The organism is Pseudomonas sp. KK18, assembly GCF_037094675.1.
Lineage (GTDB): Bacteria > Pseudomonadota > Gammaproteobacteria > Pseudomonadales > Pseudomonadaceae > Aquipseudomonas.
In genome coordinates this window covers 2,113,454-2,131,360 of the sequence record NZ_CP146605.1, presented here as the reverse complement: position 1 = coordinate 2,131,360, position 17,907 = coordinate 2,113,454, and the positions used below count along the sequence as shown (strand labels likewise).

At 59.8% G+C, this 17,907-nt stretch carries 15 protein-coding genes; 8 read left to right on the top strand and 7 right to left on the bottom strand.

Annotation, left to right across the window (positions count from 1 at the left end; genetic code table 11):
- Nucleotides 1–196: 196 nt before the first annotated feature.
- The 3 genes from V6607_RS09565 (at nucleotide 197) to V6607_RS09555 (ending at nucleotide 5,121) form a co-directional block, all read left to right on the top strand.
- Nucleotides 197–604: a response regulator gene (locus V6607_RS09565; protein ID WP_003209073.1), complete on the top strand. Its 408-nt coding sequence runs from the start codon at nucleotides 197–199 to the stop codon at nucleotides 602–604.
- 249 nt (nucleotides 605–853) lie between these two features.
- Nucleotides 854–1,480 carry a response regulator transcription factor gene (locus tag V6607_RS09560; protein WP_003209072.1) on the top strand — a complete coding sequence of 209 codons (627 nt, stop codon included), beginning with the start codon at nucleotides 854–856 and terminating at the stop codon, nucleotides 1,478–1,480.
- An 8-nt stretch (nucleotides 1,481–1,488) separates the two neighbouring features.
- Nucleotides 1,489–5,121 (top strand): transporter substrate-binding domain-containing protein, encoded by a 3,633-nt coding sequence (locus V6607_RS09555; protein WP_134326007.1) that lies wholly within the window; start codon nucleotides 1,489–1,491, stop codon nucleotides 5,119–5,121.
- A 44-nt stretch (nucleotides 5,122–5,165) separates the two neighbouring features.
- Here the strand turns inward: V6607_RS09555 and V6607_RS09550 are convergent, their stop codons facing one another.
- Nucleotides 5,166–5,648, bottom strand: a complete 483-nt coding sequence (locus V6607_RS09550; protein WP_003209067.1) for a GAF domain-containing protein — start codon at nucleotides 5,646–5,648, stop codon at nucleotides 5,166–5,168.
- Nucleotides 5,645–6,535: an ATP-binding protein gene (locus V6607_RS09545; RefSeq protein WP_338743756.1), complete on the bottom strand. Its 891-nt coding sequence runs from the start codon at nucleotides 6,533–6,535 to the stop codon at nucleotides 5,645–5,647. Before V6607_RS09545 ends, V6607_RS09550 begins: the two co-directional genes overlap by 4 nt.
- Before the next feature lie 167 nt (nucleotides 6,536–6,702).
- Here V6607_RS09545 and V6607_RS09540 point away from each other — a divergent pair, with 167 nt between their 5' ends.
- Nucleotides 6,703–9,012: a response regulator gene (locus V6607_RS09540; RefSeq protein WP_003209064.1), complete on the top strand. Its 2,310-nt coding sequence runs from the start codon at nucleotides 6,703–6,705 to the stop codon at nucleotides 9,010–9,012.
- Here the strand turns inward: V6607_RS09540 and V6607_RS09535 are convergent.
- The 3 genes from V6607_RS09535 to msrB form a co-directional block, all read right to left on the bottom strand.
- A complete protein-coding gene (locus V6607_RS09535) occupies nucleotides 8,996–9,448 on the bottom strand; it encodes a MarR family transcriptional regulator (RefSeq protein ID WP_134326006.1) in 453 nt (150 codons plus the stop codon). The genes V6607_RS09540 and V6607_RS09535 overlap by 17 nt on opposite strands.
- On the bottom strand, nucleotides 9,445–9,930 hold the full coding sequence (locus V6607_RS09530) for a glutathione peroxidase (protein WP_338743755.1): 486 nt from the start codon (nucleotides 9,928–9,930) through the stop codon (nucleotides 9,445–9,447). Before V6607_RS09530 ends, V6607_RS09535 begins: the two co-directional genes overlap by 4 nt.
- A gap of 131 nt (nucleotides 9,931–10,061) precedes the next feature.
- The gene (msrB, locus tag V6607_RS09525; RefSeq protein ID WP_134326005.1) at nucleotides 10,062–10,454 is read right to left on the bottom strand and encodes a peptide-methionine (R)-S-oxide reductase MsrB; all 393 of its coding nucleotides are present in this window, start codon (nucleotides 10,452–10,454) and stop codon (nucleotides 10,062–10,064) included.
- Nucleotides 10,455–10,656: 202 nt separating this feature from the next.
- Here msrB and V6607_RS09520 point away from each other — a divergent pair, with 202 nt between their 5' ends.
- Both V6607_RS09520 and htpX read left to right on the top strand, forming a co-directional pair.
- The gene (locus V6607_RS09520) at nucleotides 10,657–11,868 is read left to right on the top strand and encodes a pyridoxal phosphate-dependent aminotransferase (protein WP_003209058.1); all 1,212 of its coding nucleotides are present in this window, start codon (nucleotides 10,657–10,659) and stop codon (nucleotides 11,866–11,868) included.
- A gap of 314 nt (nucleotides 11,869–12,182) precedes the next feature.
- Nucleotides 12,183–13,070: a protease HtpX gene (gene htpX / locus V6607_RS09515; protein ID WP_003209055.1), complete on the top strand. Its 888-nt coding sequence runs from the start codon at nucleotides 12,183–12,185 to the stop codon at nucleotides 13,068–13,070.
- Between the two features lie 51 nt (nucleotides 13,071–13,121).
- Here the strand turns inward: htpX and V6607_RS09510 are convergent, their stop codons facing one another.
- Complete coding sequence (locus tag V6607_RS09510; protein WP_134326004.1) at nucleotides 13,122–13,778, bottom strand: thiopurine S-methyltransferase; 657 nt, start codon at nucleotides 13,776–13,778, stop codon at nucleotides 13,122–13,124.
- Between the two features lie 102 nt (nucleotides 13,779–13,880).
- Here V6607_RS09510 and V6607_RS09505 point away from each other — a divergent pair, with 102 nt between their 5' ends.
- Nucleotides 13,881–14,648 (top strand): class III extradiol ring-cleavage dioxygenase, encoded by a 768-nt coding sequence (locus V6607_RS09505; protein WP_003209052.1) that lies wholly within the window; start codon nucleotides 13,881–13,883, stop codon nucleotides 14,646–14,648.
- 69 nt (nucleotides 14,649–14,717) lie between these two features.
- Here V6607_RS09505 and V6607_RS09500 read toward each other — a convergent pair whose 3' ends face one another.
- A complete protein-coding gene (locus V6607_RS09500; protein ID WP_003209050.1) occupies nucleotides 14,718–16,391 on the bottom strand; it encodes a DEAD/DEAH box helicase in 1,674 nt (557 codons plus the stop codon).
- Between the two features lie 423 nt (nucleotides 16,392–16,814).
- Here V6607_RS09500 and V6607_RS09495 point away from each other — a divergent pair, with 423 nt between their 5' ends.
- Nucleotides 16,815–17,606 (top strand): crotonase/enoyl-CoA hydratase family protein, encoded by a 792-nt coding sequence (locus tag V6607_RS09495; RefSeq protein ID WP_134326003.1) that lies wholly within the window; start codon nucleotides 16,815–16,817, stop codon nucleotides 17,604–17,606.
- The last annotated feature ends 301 nt before the right edge of the window (nucleotides 17,607–17,907 follow it).

Sequence of the window (17,907 nt, the reverse complement as noted above, 5' to 3'; positions counted from 1 at the left end):
CTTTTCAAAGAATCGCCCTACGCACGGAACAGAGCGGCCTGATCGAAGTTCTTCCCCGCCGCGATGAATAATCGCGCGCCCTGACCGCAGTCTTTCGACCTGCTCCTGCGCCCGATAGCTGGCGGGCCCATTAACTTCTTACTACACGCCCTGGTGGAGCGTCTTCAGGGCTCTTGTCCATTCCATGGAAAAAACCATGCTCGAACAACTTCGCATCCTGTTGGTGGAGGATCACCCCTTTCAATTGCTGGCCACCCAATGCCTGCTACGAAACTATGGCTACCACGACCTGGCACTGGCCGAGAATGCAGAACAGGCAATGCGGCTGATGACACAAACCGACGTGCCATTCGATATTCTGCTCTGTGATCAATGTTTGCCCGACTTGCCTGGGCTGGAGTTGATTGAAATTGCCAACCGCAGAGGCTTTATAAGGTCCGCGATATTGCTCAGCGGCCTGCCCGTCAATGAACTGGAACACCTGATGGCCCAGGCATCCCGACGCAACTTTCCATTACTTGGCTATTTGTCGAAGCCGTTAAGCCACCTTGAGCTGAATGAACTCATACGCCAATCACGCCTTACTCGCTCAACAGAAAAGTAGGAAGTTAAACACCCGGGCAATCCGAAAACGCCTCTTTATAACGCTGCCCTCTCACGACCAGTTACTTTTAAATTCCACCCACGCAAAACTCTTACACCCAAACAACAAACACCTCACAGAGCGTAATCCCTTGCTTTTTTTGATGTAGGATTATTCTTGTTTTACGTTTGTTCCACATCAAGTTCATCCTCCTTCATTGCCATGTGAGCTAATGTGCCGACTTTATTTGCGCCTGTATGGAATTTGATCATGAACTCAGTTTTTATTATTGACGACCACCCCGTCATCCGACTTGCCATTCGGATGTTGTTAGAACACGAAGGCTATAAAGTAGTGGGAGAAGCCGATAACGGTTGTGATGCGATACAAATGGTCAAGGAGTGTCAGCCTGACCTGATTATCCTTGATATCGGCATTCCGAAACTCGATGGCCTGGAAGTGCTGTGCCGGTTCAACGCAATGAGTACGCCGACCAAGACGTTGATACTCACCGCCCAGACCCCCAAGCTCTTTGCTACCCGGTGCATGCGCTCCGGTGCCGATGGCTATGTGTGCAAGGAAGGTGACTTGAGCGAACTGCTCAGTGCCATCAGGGCGGTCTTGTCAGGTTACAACTACTTCCCGAGCCAGGCCCTTAACGGCAGCACTAACGAAACGGATAACAATGAAGAGCTTGAACTTTTCAAAGTCGTCAACGATCGTGAACTCATGGTATTACAACTTTTTGCCCAAGGCCGGACAAACAAGGAAATCGCCAAGGGCATGTTTCTCAGCAACAAAACCGTCAGCACTTACAAAAAAAGGCTCATGCAAAAACTGAAAGCCAAATCCTTGGTAGAACTTATCGAGATGGCAAAACGTAACGCGCTAGTGTGAGAAATCGGATGCCCAGGCGATTAAAGGACTATCTAATCATATTGAGTATCGGGGTGTGCCTCAGCACTTCCGTGCCTGCCGAACAAACTGTTCCCGAGCAATATGCCCTGCTGGGGCGTGCCGGTGCCGTTCAACTGGACACCCCCCTGAACAAGACACAGCGCCAGTGGCTGCAGAACAAACGGGAACTGATACTGGGCACCTCTGCACCCGACTATCCGCCCTTCGACATCACCTCCAGCGGGCGTGATTATGAAGGGCTGACTGCCGATTACGCCGGGCTGCTGGCCAGGACACTGGCGATACCGCTCACCGTGTTGCGCTACTCCTCCCGTGAAGCCGCGATCCAGGCGCTGGCAAACGGCGAAATCGATTTTCTGGGGTCTGCCAACGGTTTTGAAGCGGCGAATCCCGACATCGTCCTGTCACTGCCCTACGCAGTGGATCAGCCGGTACTGGTGACCCGTGAAGGTGAGAACCGCGACCTTGGCGACGGCCTGGCCGGCCTGCGCCTGAGTCTTGTCTACCATTACCTGCCCATGGACGAAGTGCAGGCGCTGTACCCCAAGGCGACCATCCACGCCTACCCGTCCTATCAAAATGCCTTGAATGCCGTGGCATTCGACCAGGCTGACGTATTCCTGGGCGACACCATTTCCACTCACTACATGATCAACAAGGGCTACCTGAAAAATATCCGCATGGCCAACTTCGGCAAGCACGAGGCCCACGGGTTCAGCTTCGCCTTGCGCAAGGATCAACCCATTCTCCTGAGTATCATCGACTCAGTGCTCGATGGCGTATCAACCTATGAGCGTGACAGCATCGCCAAGCGCTGGAGTGCGGGCAGCGACATTCTGCTGACCGACCGCAAGCTGCAACTGAGCCTGCGCGAAGAGCGCTGGCTCAAGGACAACCCCGTGGTGAAGGTGGTGGTCAATGAAACCCTCGCCCCCCTGACGTTCTTTGATACCGACGGCAACTTCCGAGGCATCACCGCCGACGTGCTGGAGCTGATCCGCCTGCGAACCGGCCTGCGCTTCGAGATTCAACACGTGCGTGACGTCGCCAACATGATGGAACTGGTGCAGACCGGCGCAGCCGACATCATCGGCGCAATTACCCCCAGTACCGGGCGCGAGTCCCAGTTGAACTTCAGCCGCCCCTACCTGGAAAACTCCTACGTATTATTGACCCGTAAAGAGCCGGGCGCGCCCACAAGCCTTCAAGAACTGGCCGGCAAGCGCCTGGCGATTACCCAGGGCAATCAGCTGGAAAAATTCCTGCAGCAGGCATTTGCCCAGATAAACCTGGTGGAAACCGGGGATACCTTCAAGGCATCGGAATTGCTGGCACAGGGGCAAGTCGACGGCGCAGTGAACCCTTTGGTGATCGCCAACTACCTGCTTTCTTCTCCGGCATTCCAGGACAAACTGCAGATCAGTTCCAGCATCGGCACGTTGCCTGCGACGTTTGCCCTGGCGACGTCCCGACACGCCACGGAGCTGAGTTCGATCCTGGACAAGGCACTGCTGAGTATCGCCCCGGATGAGATGGCGGCGATCAACAGCCGCTGGCGCGGCTACAACGCAGCGTCCGATGGCTACTGGCGCAATTACCATCGCCTGATTGCCCAGATCATCATCGGCACCGGGCTGCTGCTGTTGATTTCCCTGGCCTGGAACGGCTACCTGCAGCGCCAGATCAAGCACCGAAAACTGGCCGAGCGCGCCCTTAACGACCAGTTCGAGTTCATGCGGGCGCTGGTCAATGAAACGCCCCATCCGATCTACGTACGCGACCACAACGGCTATCTGCAGACCTGCAACGACAGCTACCTGCAGACGTTCGACATCAAGCGTGAAGACGTCATCGGCAAAAGCATCACGCAGATGAGCATGGCCCTTGAGACGGAGGCGGCGCAGTACCATGCCGACTACCAGCGGGTAGTGGCCGAGGGTAAACCGTTGATCCTTGATCGCACCCTGCACGTGCACGGGAAAAAACTCACGATCTACCACTGGATCCTCCCCTACCGCGACTCCGTGGGCGAGGTCCAGGGCATCATTGGCGGCTGGATCGATATCAGCGAACGGCGCCAGTTGTTCGACGAGCTGCGCGCCGCCAAGGAACGCGCCGACGAGGCCAATCGCGCGAAAAGTACGTTCCTGGCCACCATGAGCCACGAAATCCGCACGCCGATGAACGCCGTCATTGGCATGCTGGAATTGACACTCAAGCGCGCCGATCAGGGTCATCTTGATCGCCCTGCGATCGAGGTCGCCTACAACTCGGCCAAGGACCTGCTGGAGTTGATCGGCGACATTCTGGACATTGCACGTATCGAGTCCGGTCGATTGAGCCTGGCCCCGGAGCGGGTCAACCTGCGCGAAGTCATCGAGTCGGTGGTCCGCGTGTTCGATGGCCTGGCGCGCCAGAAAACCCTGAGCCTGGTGCTGGAGTTCACCCCCGATGTCGAGGATACCGACGTACTGATCGACCCTCTGCGGTTCAAGCAGGTGCTCTCGAACCTGGTGAGCAATGCGATCAAGTTCACTGAACGCGGGCAGGTGAAGATCAAGGTGCAGCTGAAGGCGACCGGGCAACCTCAACAGATCGAGATGAAACTGGTAGTGGAGGACACCGGCATCGGGATCAATCGCGAAGACCAGCTACGCCTGTTCGAGCCGTTCGCCCAGGCCGACAACTCCGGGCACCTGGCCAGGAGCGGCGCCGGCCTGGGCCTGGTGATCTGTCGCAGCCTGTGCGCCATGATGGGCGGCCAATTGAGCCTGAGCAGCGTGCCCATGGTAGGCACCCAGGTCCACGTCAGCCTGAAGATGACCAGCCTGCCGCCGGTCAAGGCCGTAGACAAGCTCGAACCGGCCGCGGCCACGCCGGCGCCAGTGCTCAACGTGCTGGTGGTGGATGACCATCCGGCCAACCGCTTGCTGATGTGCCAGCAACTGGGTTTCCTGGGGCATCAGTTCACCGCGGCCCATCATGGTGCTGCGGGGTTCCAGGCCTGGCGCCAGGAACACTTCGACCTGGTCATTGCCGACTGCAATATGCCGATCATGAACGGCTACGAATTGAGTCACTCCATTCGCGAGTATGAGGAGCGCGAGCAGAAAACTCCGTGCGTGATACTCGGCTTCACCGCCAACGCGCAGCCCGAGGAGAAACAACGCTGCTTTGACGCCGGCATGAATGACTGCCTGTTCAAACCCATCAGTCTTACTGCGCTGGAACAGCACCTGGCGCAGGTCGATCCGCTGCCCACCCGCAACGTGTTTACCCTGCAAAGCCTGGACGCGATGACGGGCGGTGACCCACAGTTGAGCCGGCGTTTGCTCGAGGAGTTGCTCAGCAGCAGCCGGAATGATCGGGTCGAGCTGATGGCCATGCTGGCACGGCAAGCCGCGCCCGGCGACCTGATCGACCAGGCCCACAAGATCAAGGGCGCCGCCCGGATCATCCAGGCCGATACCTTGTCCGGACAATGCGAAGCGTTGGAGCAGGCGTGTGGCGAACGCGAGACACCACACGTTATCGAGGCGGGCATCAAGGCAATAGAGAAATCCATGCTTGAGCTGGAGAGGATGCTGCAGATGCAACTGGACGTGCTGGACTGTCGATAGCCTGCAGGAGCGAACTTGCTCGCTCCTGCAGGAGACTCACCCCATCAACAATCGGTCAACCGCAGGAAAATCGCCGCCAACTGCTCGATGCCGGCCTGATCCTGCGGGGTAAACCGCGACAGCGATGGGCTGTCCAGGTCGAGCACACCAATCAAGCGGCCGTCCTTGACCAACGGGACGACCAACTCGCTGTTGGACGCACTGTCACAGGCGATATGCCCCGGGAACGCGTGCACGTCTTCCACCCGCTGGGTTTGCCGCGAGGCCGCTGCCGCGCCGCACACACCGCGACCGAACGGAATGCGCACACAGGCGATCTGCCCCTGGAACGGCCCGAGCACCAGCTCTTCATTGCGGTTGAGGTAGAAGCCTGCCCAGTTCAAATCATCCAGCTGGTTGAACAGGAACGCAGAAAACTGCGCGGCATTGGCAATGAAATCCCGCTCATCCGCCAACAGCGATTCCAGCTGCGCATGCAGCATGGCGTAGCCATCGAGGCCGGTTCCAGCCTGTTGCAAATCAATCATGGTTGACGCTCCAACAACTTGAGGCCCACCCAGTAGCGGGCGAACTGATAGGCACAACGGCCGTTGCGATTACCGCGCCCGGTGGCCCAGCGCACGGCGAGGATGTCCAACTCTTCATCGCGTTGCCACTGCAGACCGGCCTTGCTCGCCAACTCGCCGATCCAGTGCTCGACCACATCCAGGAAGTGCTCCTGATTGAACGGGTAAAACGACAGCCACAAACCGAAACGGTCAGACAGGGCAATCTTGTCCTCCACCGCTTCGTTGGGATGCAGCTCGCCGTCTATGGTCTTCCAGTTCTCGTTATCGCTCTGGTTCTCGGGCACCAGGTGACGACGGTTGGAGGTGGCATACAACAGGACGTTTTCCGGCGCCTGCTCCAGGGAGCCGTCGAGTACGCTCTTGAGCACACGATAATCGCTCTCGCCGGCTTCGAAAGACAGGTCATCGCAGAACAACATAAAGCGTTGTGGCAATTTGATCAGTTGCTCGACCACCCGCGGCAAGTCCGCCAGGTGATCGCGCTCGATTTCGATCAGGCGCAGCCCGGCCTTGGCGTGCTGGGCCAGCAAGGCGCGCACCATGGACGATTTACCGGTGCCGCGCGAGCCCCAGAGCAGCGCATGGTTGGCCGGCAGGCCGTCGAGAAACTGTTGGGTGTTACGGGCCAATTGTTCGCGCTGTTTATCCACGCCGATCAGGTCGGACAGGCGCATATCCAGGCTGACTTCCAGTGGCAATAAAAAGCCGCTGCGACCTTCGCGCTGCCAACGGGCAGCCAGGCAATGGTTCCAGTCAACGGCTTCACGCGGGGCAGGCAACAAGGGCTCCAGGCGAGCCAGTACCGCGTCGGCACGCTCAAGAAAGGCATTCAATCGAGAATCCACGACTATTCCTCTGGCAAGTTCTTGTAAAAGATGGCGTATTGGCAACCCTGAGGCAGACCGTGCAGGGCTGCACCGAATAAAATCGATTCATGCCGGGCAAGTTTGAGCCTGTGGATGTTCAGCTATGCTTGCCGGGCGAAAGGAAACGTAAAGTGGTACAGCACCCGATGGATATCAAGTTCGCCCACCGCTTGTCTTATAAACAAGCCAGACTGACAGTGCTGGTCGGATTCGTCTTGGGAACCTTGCTCAGCCTGATACAGATTGGGATTGATTATGCCAGCGAAGACGCTTCCATCAACCGGGAAATACGTGCGCTGATTGAAATCAGCCATAACCCGGCTTCGCGCATCGCCTACAACATCGACGCCGAGCTGGCCCAGGAACTGACGCTGGGCCTGCTGCACTCCCCCGCCATCACCCATGCACAACTGATCGACAACAACGGTTTGGTGCTGGCCGATGTCCATCGCCCGCGCAAGGAAAGCACCTACCGGCCCATCAGCGACTTCCTGTTTGGCGCCAACCGCCAATTCGAAGATCGGCTCTACCTCGCCCACATGCCCAACGATTCCCTCGGTGTACTGCGTCTTGACGTAGACACCTACGCGTTCGGCAGCCGCTTCCTGCACCGCGCCGAGATCACCCTGCTCAACGGCTTCGCCCGCAGCCTGATCCTCACCGGCATTCTGTTGGCGCTTTTCTACGTGATGCTGACCAAGCCGCTGGTGCGCATTATCCGCGAGCTGAGCTCACGCAAGCACGAGCGCCTGGACTGCCCGCCGGGGCACGAGCACGACGAGATCGGCGTACTGGTCAACGTCGCCAACCAACAGTTTGAAAACATGGAGACTGAAATCCAGCAACGCCGGCACGCTGAAAATCGCCTGACCGAATACCTCGGCCAACTGGAAGACATCGTCTCCGCCCGCACCACCGAGCTCAAGGCGATCAATCATCGGTTGACGCTGTCGAACGACGAGCTGGAAGCGGCGAAGATGACGGCCCTGGGCATGGCCCAGGCACGGGCGGCGTTCCTGGCCAACATGAGCCATGAAATCCGTACACCGCTGAACGGCCTGCTGGGGATGATCGCCCTCTCCCTCGACAGCCCGCTGAACGCCGAGCAACGCCAGCAACTGTCGATCGCCCATGACTCCGGCAAAGTACTGGTGGAGCTACTCAACGATATCCTCGACCTGTCGAAGTTCGACGCCGGCCAACTGGAACTGGAAAGCATCCCGTTCGACCTCGGTTCACTGGTTGAAGACACCGCCAACCTGCTCTCGCAAAACGCCGCGCCCAGCGTGGAGCTGACGTGCCTGATCGACCCGCAGTTTCCCGCCCAGGTGCTGGGCGACCCGACGCGGGTACGGCAGATTGTCAGCAATTTGCTGTCCAACGCCCTGAAGTTCACACGTTTCGGCCGGGTGGATGTACGCCTCAGTGCCCAGGCCGGCCGGGTCAGGATCGAGGTGTGCGACACCGGTATCGGGATCGCCCAGGATGCCCAGGTCAAGATTTTCCAGCCGTTCACCCAAGCCGGTGCGGGCATCACCCGCCAGTTCGGCGGGACAGGCCTGGGCCTGGCGCTGACCCACAACCTGTGCGAAGCCATGAAAGGCCGCCTGAGCATCAGCTCGGAAGCTGGCTTTGGCAGCCAGTTCTGTGCCGACCTGCCCTTGCCGACCCACTTGCCGGCGGTGCGCCTGGCGCCTTTGGCTGGAGATGTAATCGCCATCACCAGCACCAGCAGCGGGCTGGCAGAACTCCTCACCAGCCTGCTGCCGAGTTGGGGCCTGGCTCCGCGCTGTTATTCCATCGACGATGACTTGAGCGGGCAGAATCCCGACCTGCTGATCACCGACTGCCCCGAATGCCTGTTCCGCCTGCGCCCGATGATCACCGCCCCGATCCTGGTGGTAACCGCCTACGGCAACTTCATGCCCAGCGAAGAAGTCGCGGCCCTGGCCCCCTTGCAGCAACAGGCCCGCCCCCTGAGCCGCACCGCGCTGTACCAGGTCCTGCAACGCAACTTGCGCACCGATCCGGACCTGGTCCTGGACCTGATCCAGCTGGAAACCGGCCCCCTCGCCCACCGGGCGCGCATCCTGCTGGTGGAGGACAACCCGGTCAATCAACTGGTGGCCAAGGGCATGCTCGGCAAGCTCGGGTGCGAGGTGATCGTCGCCGCCCACGGTGGTGAAGCCCTCAAGCTGCTGGAAGAGCAAGGCTTCGACATGGTGTTGATGGACTGCAATATGCCGGTGATGGATGGCTATGAGGCCAGTCGGCAGATCCGCCGCAGCGGGCGCTGGCCGGACTTGCCGATCGTCGCCTTGACGGCCAATGCCATGTCCGAGGAACGCGAGCGCTGCCGGGCTGCGGGCATGAACGATTACCTGGCAAAGCCGTTTCGCCGGGAAGAACTCAAGGCCTTGCTCGATCTGTGGGTGCCGACTACGACAAGTCTTTGATCTGGCGCAACAGCTGATCCAGACCGTCACGCAAGGCATCGGCCTGGTTCAGATCAACGCCGCTGTCACACAACAGGCGGGCCTTCAGCGGCTGCACCCGGTCGCGCAGGTGCCGGCCTTCATCGGTCAGGCTCAGGTGCACTTCACGCTCATCCAGCGCACTGCGCTGACGCCGCACCAGGGTAAGCTGCTCCAGGCGCTTGAGCAGTGGCGTCAGCGTGCCGGAATCCAGCAGCAGGCGCTCGCCCAGGGCCTTGACCGTAGGCTGCGACACCACTGCAGCCTGCCATTCCCACAGCACCAGCATCACCAGGTATTGCGGATAGGTCAGGCCCAACTGATCGAGCATCGGCTTGTAGGCCCGGGTGACTGCGCGGGAGGCGGCGTAGAGCTTGAAGCACAGTTGGTCGTCGAGGGCCAGGGACAGGTCGGTCATTTGAGCAGGGCTTCGATCTCTTGGGTCAGGTCCTGGGGCTTGGTGGTCGGGGCGAAGCGCTTGACCACCTGGCCGTCGCGACCGATCAGGAACTTGGTGAAGTTCCACTTGATGCCCTTGGAGCCCAGCAATCCCAGGGCCTGCTTTTTAAGCTGTACGAACAATGGGTGGGCATCGCTGCCGTTGACGTCAATCTTCTTGAACAGCGGGAAACTGACACCAAAGTTCAGCTCGCAAAACTCCGAAATGGCGCCTTCGTTGCCCGGCTCCTGCTTGCCGAACTGGTTGCAGGGAAAGCCCAATACCACCAGGCCCTGGTCCTTGTAATGCTGCCAGAGTTCTTCAAGCCCCTTGTATTGCGGGGTGAAGCCGCACTTGCTGGCAGTGTTGACCACCAGAATCGCCTTGCCGGCGAAATCGGCCAAGGTCTTTTGCTCACCCTTGATGGTGGTGCAAGGGATGCTCAGCAGGTTGTCGCTCATGGCAGTGCCTCTACAAAGATAAGAAGGACTGAACGATAGTAGGCAATTCAATTGTGTGCAATTTAATTGGCGGGACTTATGCCTTGATATAACGGCTCCTGCGGGCACGAAGCCCGCAGGAGCCTGACGGCTCAGCGCGGTACCAGGTCCAGGCACACCGAGTTGATGCAGTAACGCAAACCGGTCGGTGGCGGTCCGTCCGGGAACACGTGGCCCAGGTGCGCATCGCACTTGGCGCAGGTGACTTCGGTGCGGATCATGCCGTGGCTGACGTCCCGGATCTCGACCATGGCCTGCTTGGCGATCGGCTCGTAGAAGCTGGGCCAGCCGCAGCCGGAGTCAAACTTGGCCCTGGAATCGAACAGCGGCTCATTGCAGCAGATGCAGTGGTAGACGCCGTCGGTCTTGGTGCCGTTGTACTTGCCGCTGAACGGTCGCTCGGTGCCTTTGAGGCGGCACACGTTGTACTGCTCCGGGTCGAGCATGGCTTTCCATTCTTCAACGGTTTTCTGCAACTTTTCCATCGGTACACCTCGGCAACTGAAAAAGCCTGATCTGTGTCTTTTCCATGGATCAGGCGGCACGTATGATTGCGCCTCTTCAAAGCGCCAGTCTGGCACCCGCGTTACCGGCATTCAAACGTATTTATGGGTCAGGCCAACGCAGGATTCTCAGCACGGTAGTCTTCACACCGTCTGGATCGTTCATTTTCAGGATCACATCGCCATGCAGGTCAGCAAATCGAACAAGCTCGCCAACGTCTGCTACGACATTCGCGGCCCGGTGCTCAAGCACGCCAAACGCCTGGAAGAGGAAGGCCATCGCATCCTCAAGCTGAACATTGGCAACCCGGCACCCTTTGGTTTCGAAGCGCCGGACGAAATCCTCCAGGACGTGATCCGCAACCTGCCTACCGCACAAGGCTACAGCGACTCCAAAGGCCTGTTCAGCGCGCGCAAGGCCGTCATGCAGTACTACCAGCAGAAGCAGGTTGAAGGTGTCGGCATCGAAGACATCTACCTGGGCAACGGCGTGTCCGAGCTGATCGTCATGTCCATGCAGGCCCTGCTCAACAACGGCGACGAAGTGCTGGTTCCGGCTCCCGACTACCCGCTGTGGACCGCCGCCGTAACCCTGGCCGGTGGCCATCCGGTGCATTACCTGTGTGACGAAGGTGCCGACTGGTTCCCGGACCTGGCCGACATCAAGGCCAAGATCACCCCGAACACCAAGGCCCTGGTGATCATCAACCCGAACAACCCCACCGGCGCCGTCTACTCCAGGGAAGTGTTGCTGGGCATGCTCGAACTCGCGCGCCAGCACAACCTGGTGGTGTTTTCCGATGAGATCTACGACAAGATCCTCTACGACGACGCCGTGCACATCTGCACCGCCTCCCTGGCGCCGGACCTGTTGTGCCTGACCTTCAACGGGCTGTCTAAATCCTACCGGGTGGCGGGCTTCCGTTCCGGCTGGATCGCCATTTCCGGCCCCAAGCACAATGCCCAGAGCTACATCGAGGGCATCGACATGCTGGCCAACATGCGCCTGTGTGCCAACGTGCCGAGCCAGCACGCCATCCAGACCGCACTGGGCGGCTACCAGAGCATCAACGACCTGGTGCTGCCACAAGGCCGCCTGCTGGAGCAGCGCAACCGCACCTGGGAACTGCTGAACGCGATTCCCGGCGTCAGTTGCGTCAAGCCGATGGGGGCGCTGTATGCGTTCCCGCGGATCGACCCGAAAGTGTGCCCGATCCTCAACGACGAGAAGTTCGTGCTCGACCTGCTGCTGTCGGAAAAGCTGCTGGTGGTCCAGGGTACGGCGTTCAACTGGCCGTGGCCGGATCACTTCCGGGTGGTCACCCTGCCGCGGGTGGATGACCTGGAGATGGCCATTGGTCGCATCGGCAACTTCCTGAAGTCCTATCGCCAGTAATGGGCATTGCGCTGTACGGCCCCCCCGTGGTCGTACAGCGATTATCTGGCAACACTTCTCTGCCCTGCGTGGGCGGTATCGCCTTTTACACCTGCCGGCTCCACCCTTGCTCGGGCATCACCCTATAATTACAGGGCTGCAAGGCAATGGGGCGAGGCTGCCGAGCCACACCAGGCCTCGGAAATTCCCTTCAAGGCTCTACATTCAGGCTGTAGGACACAGTTTGAAATAGTCCCCCGGTTGAATAGCCCCATGCCGCACCTTATATACCCCGCAGTACGCGACATATTAAGCATGAGGAGAATTCTACAACCATGATGCGCATTCTGCTGTTCTTGGCCACTAACCTGGCGGTCGTGCTGATTGCCAGCATCACGCTGAGCCTTTTCGGCTTCAATGGGATCATGGCGGCCAACGGGGTTGATCTGAACCTCAATCAGCTGCTGATCTTCTGTGCGGTCTTTGGTTTTGCCGGGTCGATTTTCTCGCTGTTCATCTCCAAGTGGATGGCGAAGATGAGCACCAGCACCCAGATCATTACCCAGCCACGCACCCGTCATGAGCAATGGCTGCTGCAGACCGTCGAGCAACTGTCCCGCGAAGCCGGGATCAAGATGCCTGAAGTCGGGATCTTCCCGGCCTATGAAGCGAACGCCTTTGCTACCGGCTGGAACAAGAACGACGCCCTTGTGGCCGTCAGCCAGGGCTTGCTGGAGCGGTTCTCGCCCGACGAAATCAAGGCGGTGCTGGCCCACGAGATCGGCCACGTGGCCAACGGTGACATGGTCACCCTGGCGCTGGTCCAGGGCGTGGTGAACACCTTCGTGATGTTCTTCGCGCGGATCATCGGCAACTTCGTCGACAAGGTGATCTTCAAGAACGAACAGGGCCAGGGCATGGCCTACTACGTGGCGACCATCTTCGCCGAACTGGTACTGGGCTTCCTCGCCAGCTCGATCGTGATGTGGTTCTCGCGCAAACGGGAATTCCGCGCAGACGAAGCCGGCGCACGCCTGGCCGGTACCGGCGCGATGATCAGCGCCCTGCAGCACCTGCGCTCCGAACAGGGCTTGCCGGTGCACATGCCGAACACCCTGACCGCCTTTGGCATCAACGGTGGCATCAAGCAGGGCATGGCTCGCCTGTTCATGAGCCACCCGCCACTGGAAGAGCGAATTGACGCACTGCGTCGTCGCGGCTGATAGCGACAAGAAGAAGGGGCGATTCAATCGCCCCTTTTTTGTGGGCGCTCTTCAGCGCCTGGCCAACCGGTACACCCGCTCGTCCAGGCGCGTGACGCCGTCCTGAACAAACTTCCAGCTGTCCCCCAGGATGTCCTGCTCCTGCAGCACATCCAGGCTCCACCGGCCGCCCAGGAGCAATTGCACTTCCTCATCGCTCACCGCGAACGGCGGGCCGGCCTTTTGCGACTGTTCATAATCGAGGGTGATCAACAGGCCACGACTGCCTCCCGCCAGAATCCCATTCAAGTGCGCCGCATACTGCTCGCGCATCAACGGTGGCAGGGCAATCAGCGCCGCCCGGTCGTAAAGCGCTGTGCAACCAAACACGGCACCGGCATCCAGGGCGAAGAAATCCCCGCACCACAGCTCGATGGAACCCGCCTGGAAAACTTTGAAAGCGCCGCGCTGGCTGACCTGCGGCGCCAGCTCCTGCTCGCTGAAAAACTCTTCAACGGCCTTTTCCGACAACTCGACCCCGATCACCCGATGCCCGACGCTCGCCAGCCACACCAGGTCCAGGCTCTTGCCGCACAACGGCACCAGCACCTGCGCCCCGCTCGCCACACCCAGACCGGGCCAGTGGCGCAGCAGGTAAGGATTCACCTCGGGCAAGTGGAAACCCGTCTGATTGCGCGCCCACCGCTCATGCCAAAATCCAGGTTCCATGATTTATCCTAAAACTTGATCAAATAGCGCTAAAACTTATATTAGATTTAGATCAATGATCTGATTGAAGATGGTCCCATCTTAACCCTCAGGACCCTACTCATGCTGCCCAGCCTGTTTATCTCCCACGGCTCGCCCATGCTTGCCCTGCAACCCGGTGCCAGTGGCCCGGCACTCAAGCGCCTGGCAGCCGAGCTGCCACGCCCCAAGGCCATTGTGGTGGTCTCGGCGCACTGGGAAAGCCAGGGGCTGCTCGTGACTGGCAGCGCCGCACCAGAGACCTGGCACGACTTTGGCGGCTTCCCACGGGAACTGTTCGCGGTGCAGTACCCGGCACCCGGTGACCCGCAGTTGGCCGCCCAAATCGTGCAGTTGCTCAAGGCTGACGGCCTGGAAGCGCGCATTGATGATCAGCGCCCCTTCGACCACGGCACTTGGGTGCCCCTGTCGCTGATGTACCCGGCGGCCGATATCCCGGTGGTGCAGGTATCGCTGCCAAGCCGCATGGGCCCTGCCCTGCAAACCCGTGTCGGCCACGCACTGGCGAGCCTGCGGGAACAGGGCGTGCTGCTGATCGGCTCCGGCAGCATTACCCACAACCTCGGCGAACTGGACTGGCATGCCGGGCCGGAGAGCATCGAGCCTTGGGCGCGGGATTTTCGCGATTGGATGGTCAGCAAACTGGCAGCCAACGATGAAGCCGCGCTGCACGACTATCGTCGCCAGGCACCTCATGCCGTGCGCAGCCACCCCAGCGACGAGCATTTGCTGCCGCTGTATTTCGCCCGGGGCGCCGGCGGTGAATTCAGCGCAGCCCACCAAGGCTTTACCATGGGTGCGCTGGGCATGGACATCTACCGTTTCGCCTGATTGCAGGCAAAAAAAATCCCCGAACCAGTCGGGGATTTTTTATGTTCGATCAATCAGCCCAAGGGCGGATCAATCTTCGCGGTAGCGACGCAGCTTCAACTGCTTACCGGCAACGCGGGTGTCCTTCAGCTTGGTCAGGAGTTTCTCCAGGCCATCTTCCGGCAGCTCCACCAGGGAGAAGCTGTCACGCACCTGGATGCGACCGATCGCTTCACGTGCCAGGCCACCCTCGTTGAGGATAGCGCCCAGCAGGTTCTTGGCAGCGATGCCATCACGCGCGCCCAGCGCGGTACGGCAGCGAGCACGGCCTTCAGCCAATGGAACCGGAGCACGACGCTCACGATCACCACGGTCCGGACGGTCGCCAGTACGCTCTGGACGATCACCGCGCGGAGCGTTGTTCGGCACCAGTGGACGTTCTTTCTCGATGGCAGCCAGGGTCAGGGCCTGACCGTTGGTCGCCTTGCGCAGCAGGGCTGCAGCCAGGGCACGCGGGGTGCAACCGATATCGGCAGTCAGGCGGTCCAGCAGGTCGCCGTGGGTCGATTCAGCATCAGCCACCAGTGGCGACAGGCTGTTGGTCAGTTTCTTGATGCGCGCATCGAGAACGGCCTGGGCATCCGGCAGGCGGACTTCGGCAACTTTCTGACCGGTTACACGCTCGATCACTTGCAGCATGCGGCGCTCACGTGGAGTCACCAGCAACAATGCACGACCTTCGCGACCAGCACGGCCGGTACGGCCGATACGGTGAACGTAGGACTCTGGATCGTAAGGCATGTCAACGTTGAACACGTGGGTGATACGTGGAACGTCGAGGCCACGGGCAGCAACGTCGGTCGCCACAACGATGTCCAGACGGCCATCCTTGAGGGAGTCGATCACGCGCTCACGCTGGTTCTGGGCAATGTCACCGTTCAGCGCAGCGGCTTTGTAGCCTTTGGCTTCCAGGGCGCTGGCCAGGTCCAGGGTCGCTTGCTTGGTGCGCACGAACATGATCAGGGCGTCGAAGTCTTCGACTTCCAGCAGGCTCAATACAGCCGAGGTCTTCTGGTCAGCGTGAACCAACAGGTGAGCCTGTTCGATCGCGGTAACGGTCTGAGTCTTGGTCTGGATCTTCACGTGTTGCGGATCGCGCAGATGGCGTTCGGCAATGGCACGGATCGACTGTGGCAGGGTAGCCGAGAACAGTACGGTCTGACGGGTTGCTGGCAGTGCCTTGAAGATGACTTCCAGGTCGTCCATGAAGCCCAGCTTGAGCATTTCGTCAGCTTCGTCCAGAACCAGGTGGTTCACGGTCGACAGCACTTTTTCGTCGCGACGCAGGTGGTCGCACAGACGGCCCGGAGTGGCGACAACGATCTGTGCGCCGTTACGGATTGCTTTCAGTTGTGGGCCCATAGGCGCGCCGCCGTAAACGGCCACAACGGTAACGCCCGGCATTTGCTTGGCGTAGGTTTCGAAAGCGGTTGCTACTTGCAGCGCCAACTCACGGGTTGGCGCCAGGATCAGGGCTTGCGGCTCGCGCTTGGCAGGATCGATGCAGTGCAGGATTGGCAGGGCGAACGCGGCGGTTTTACCGGTACCGGTTTGCGCTTGGCCAATCATGTCTTGGCCGGCCATGATGATCGGGATCGATTGCTGCTGAATAGCCGAAGGTTCTTCGTAGCCAGTCGCGATGACGGCAGCAAGAATGTTCGGGTTAAGATTAAAAGCGGCGAAGCCGCCGGTTTCCTGGGTCATGGGTCTGCCTCTAAGTGCATCCGCAAAGACCCATGCTCCAAAGCTGCGCATGCCGTGTTGAGACTCAAGAGTCGCCCTGGCTGCTTTGTCGGCGGGGATTTGCGAAAACGAATGAATGAAAAAGATTCGTCAAGGAAGAGTCCGCTGTGCGGACGTGCAGCCGAAGCTGACTTCGGGGAATTGCGCTACCTAAACGCGGCCCGGTTAAAGGCCGGCGCGCACTATACCGGAAATCGCTGAAAAAGGGAGCTTTTTTTATCGCAAACCGCAGGTAAACGCCTCTGCATCAAAGGCTTTGCGCATCCAGGCAGCAGGGTCTATTTTTCAAAGGCCCGGCCCTGTTGGTCATGACGCTTAAACGGTTCACCCTTAACAGCGGGCCCTTCGGTCCGAAACCTCCCTTTGCGCCCGAGGGCACACCCCATGAACCAAGCCACCAACAGCCGCGTCAGCCGTGAACAGCAGGGTCATATCCTGTTGCTGGGGCTGGATCGCGTGGCCAAGCGCAATGCGTTCGACCTGGAATTGCTCAATGATTTGAGCCTGGCGTATGGCGAATTTGATCGCAATGAGCAAGCGCGGGTGGCCATTGTCTTCGGGCATGGCGATCACTTTACCGCCGGATTGGACCTGGCCAATGTGGGGCCCACGATGGCACAAGGCTGGCAACCGCCGTTGGGTGGTTGTGACCCGTGGGGCGTTTTCGCGGGGCCCCGGGTCAGTAAGCCGGTGATTGTTGCGGCTCAGGGGTACTGCCTGACCATTGGTATCGAGTTGATGTTGGCGGCGGATATCAACCTGTGTGCCAGCAATACCCGGTTTGCGCAGATGGAAGTGCAGCGCGGGATTTTTCCTTTTGGGGGCGCGACGTTGCGCTTTCATCAGATCGCGGGGTGGGGGAATGCCATGCGCTGGTTGCTCACGGGGGATGAGTTTGATGCCCATGAAGCGCTGCGGTTGGGGTTGGTGCAGGAGGTGATGGCCAGCGAGGATTTGTTGCCCCGGGCGGTGGCGCTGGCAAACCGCATTGCCCAGCAGGCGCCGCTGGGGGTGCAGGCCACGCTGATGTCGGCGCGCCAGGCACGGATCGAGGGGGAGACCGCGGCGGCGGCCGGGTTGCCCGTTTTGGTGGAGAAACTGCTGAATAGTGAGGATGCCAAGGAAGGTGTACGGGCGATGGTCGAGAAGCGGCCTGGGGTTTTTAAAGGCTGTTGATTGTGGAGGGGGCTTGGGGCGGGGTACATATCCGTTATTTAGGTAACGGCCACTATTGGTTCCGCTCTTACAGCGGCTCACTTTTGAACAGCGCAAAAGTAAGCAAAACGCTCTTGCCCCACCACTCGGCACCTCGCCTAGGCTCGGTGTGCCCTCACTCCGGCTTTGGACCGTGGGCCGCCGTCATGGGCCATCCTTGGCCCAGGACGGCTAACCCGGCGTCCTGCCGGGTTACCCACGCTCCAAAGCCTGCGTTCGGCCAGCGTGGTTTAACGGGGCGCCTAAGATCAAGATCAAAAGC

Coding starts and splice junctions, on each gene's coding strand:
- msrB (WP_134326005.1), bottom strand. CDS start 10,454: ATGGAAAAGTTGCAGAAAACCGTTGAAGAATGGAAAGCCATGCTCGAC.
- V6607_RS09565 (WP_003209073.1), top strand. CDS start 197: ATGCTCGAACAACTTCGCATCCTGTTGGTGGAGGATCACCCCTTTCAA.
- V6607_RS09560 (WP_003209072.1), top strand. CDS start 854: ATGAACTCAGTTTTTATTATTGACGACCACCCCGTCATCCGACTTGCC.
- V6607_RS09530 (WP_338743755.1), bottom strand. CDS start 9,930: ATGAGCGACAACCTGCTGAGCATCCCTTGCACCACCATCAAGGGTGAG.
- V6607_RS09540 (WP_003209064.1), top strand. CDS start 6,703: ATGGATATCAAGTTCGCCCACCGCTTGTCTTATAAACAAGCCAGACTG.
- htpX (WP_003209055.1), top strand. CDS start 12,183: ATGATGCGCATTCTGCTGTTCTTGGCCACTAACCTGGCGGTCGTGCTG.
- V6607_RS09520 (WP_003209058.1), top strand. CDS start 10,657: ATGCAGGTCAGCAAATCGAACAAGCTCGCCAACGTCTGCTACGACATT.
- V6607_RS09505 (WP_003209052.1), top strand. CDS start 13,881: ATGCTGCCCAGCCTGTTTATCTCCCACGGCTCGCCCATGCTTGCCCTG.
- V6607_RS09555 (WP_134326007.1), top strand. CDS start 1,489: ATGCCCAGGCGATTAAAGGACTATCTAATCATATTGAGTATCGGGGTG.
- V6607_RS09535 (WP_134326006.1), bottom strand. CDS start 9,448: ATGACCGACCTGTCCCTGGCCCTCGACGACCAACTGTGCTTCAAGCTC.
- V6607_RS09510 (WP_134326004.1), bottom strand. CDS start 13,778: ATGGAACCTGGATTTTGGCATGAGCGGTGGGCGCGCAATCAGACGGGT.
- V6607_RS09500 (WP_003209050.1), bottom strand. CDS start 16,391: ATGACCCAGGAAACCGGCGGCTTCGCCGCTTTTAATCTTAACCCGAAC.
- V6607_RS09550 (WP_003209067.1), bottom strand. CDS start 5,648: ATGATTGATTTGCAACAGGCTGGAACCGGCCTCGATGGCTACGCCATG.
- V6607_RS09495 (WP_134326003.1), top strand. CDS start 16,815: ATGAACCAAGCCACCAACAGCCGCGTCAGCCGTGAACAGCAGGGTCAT.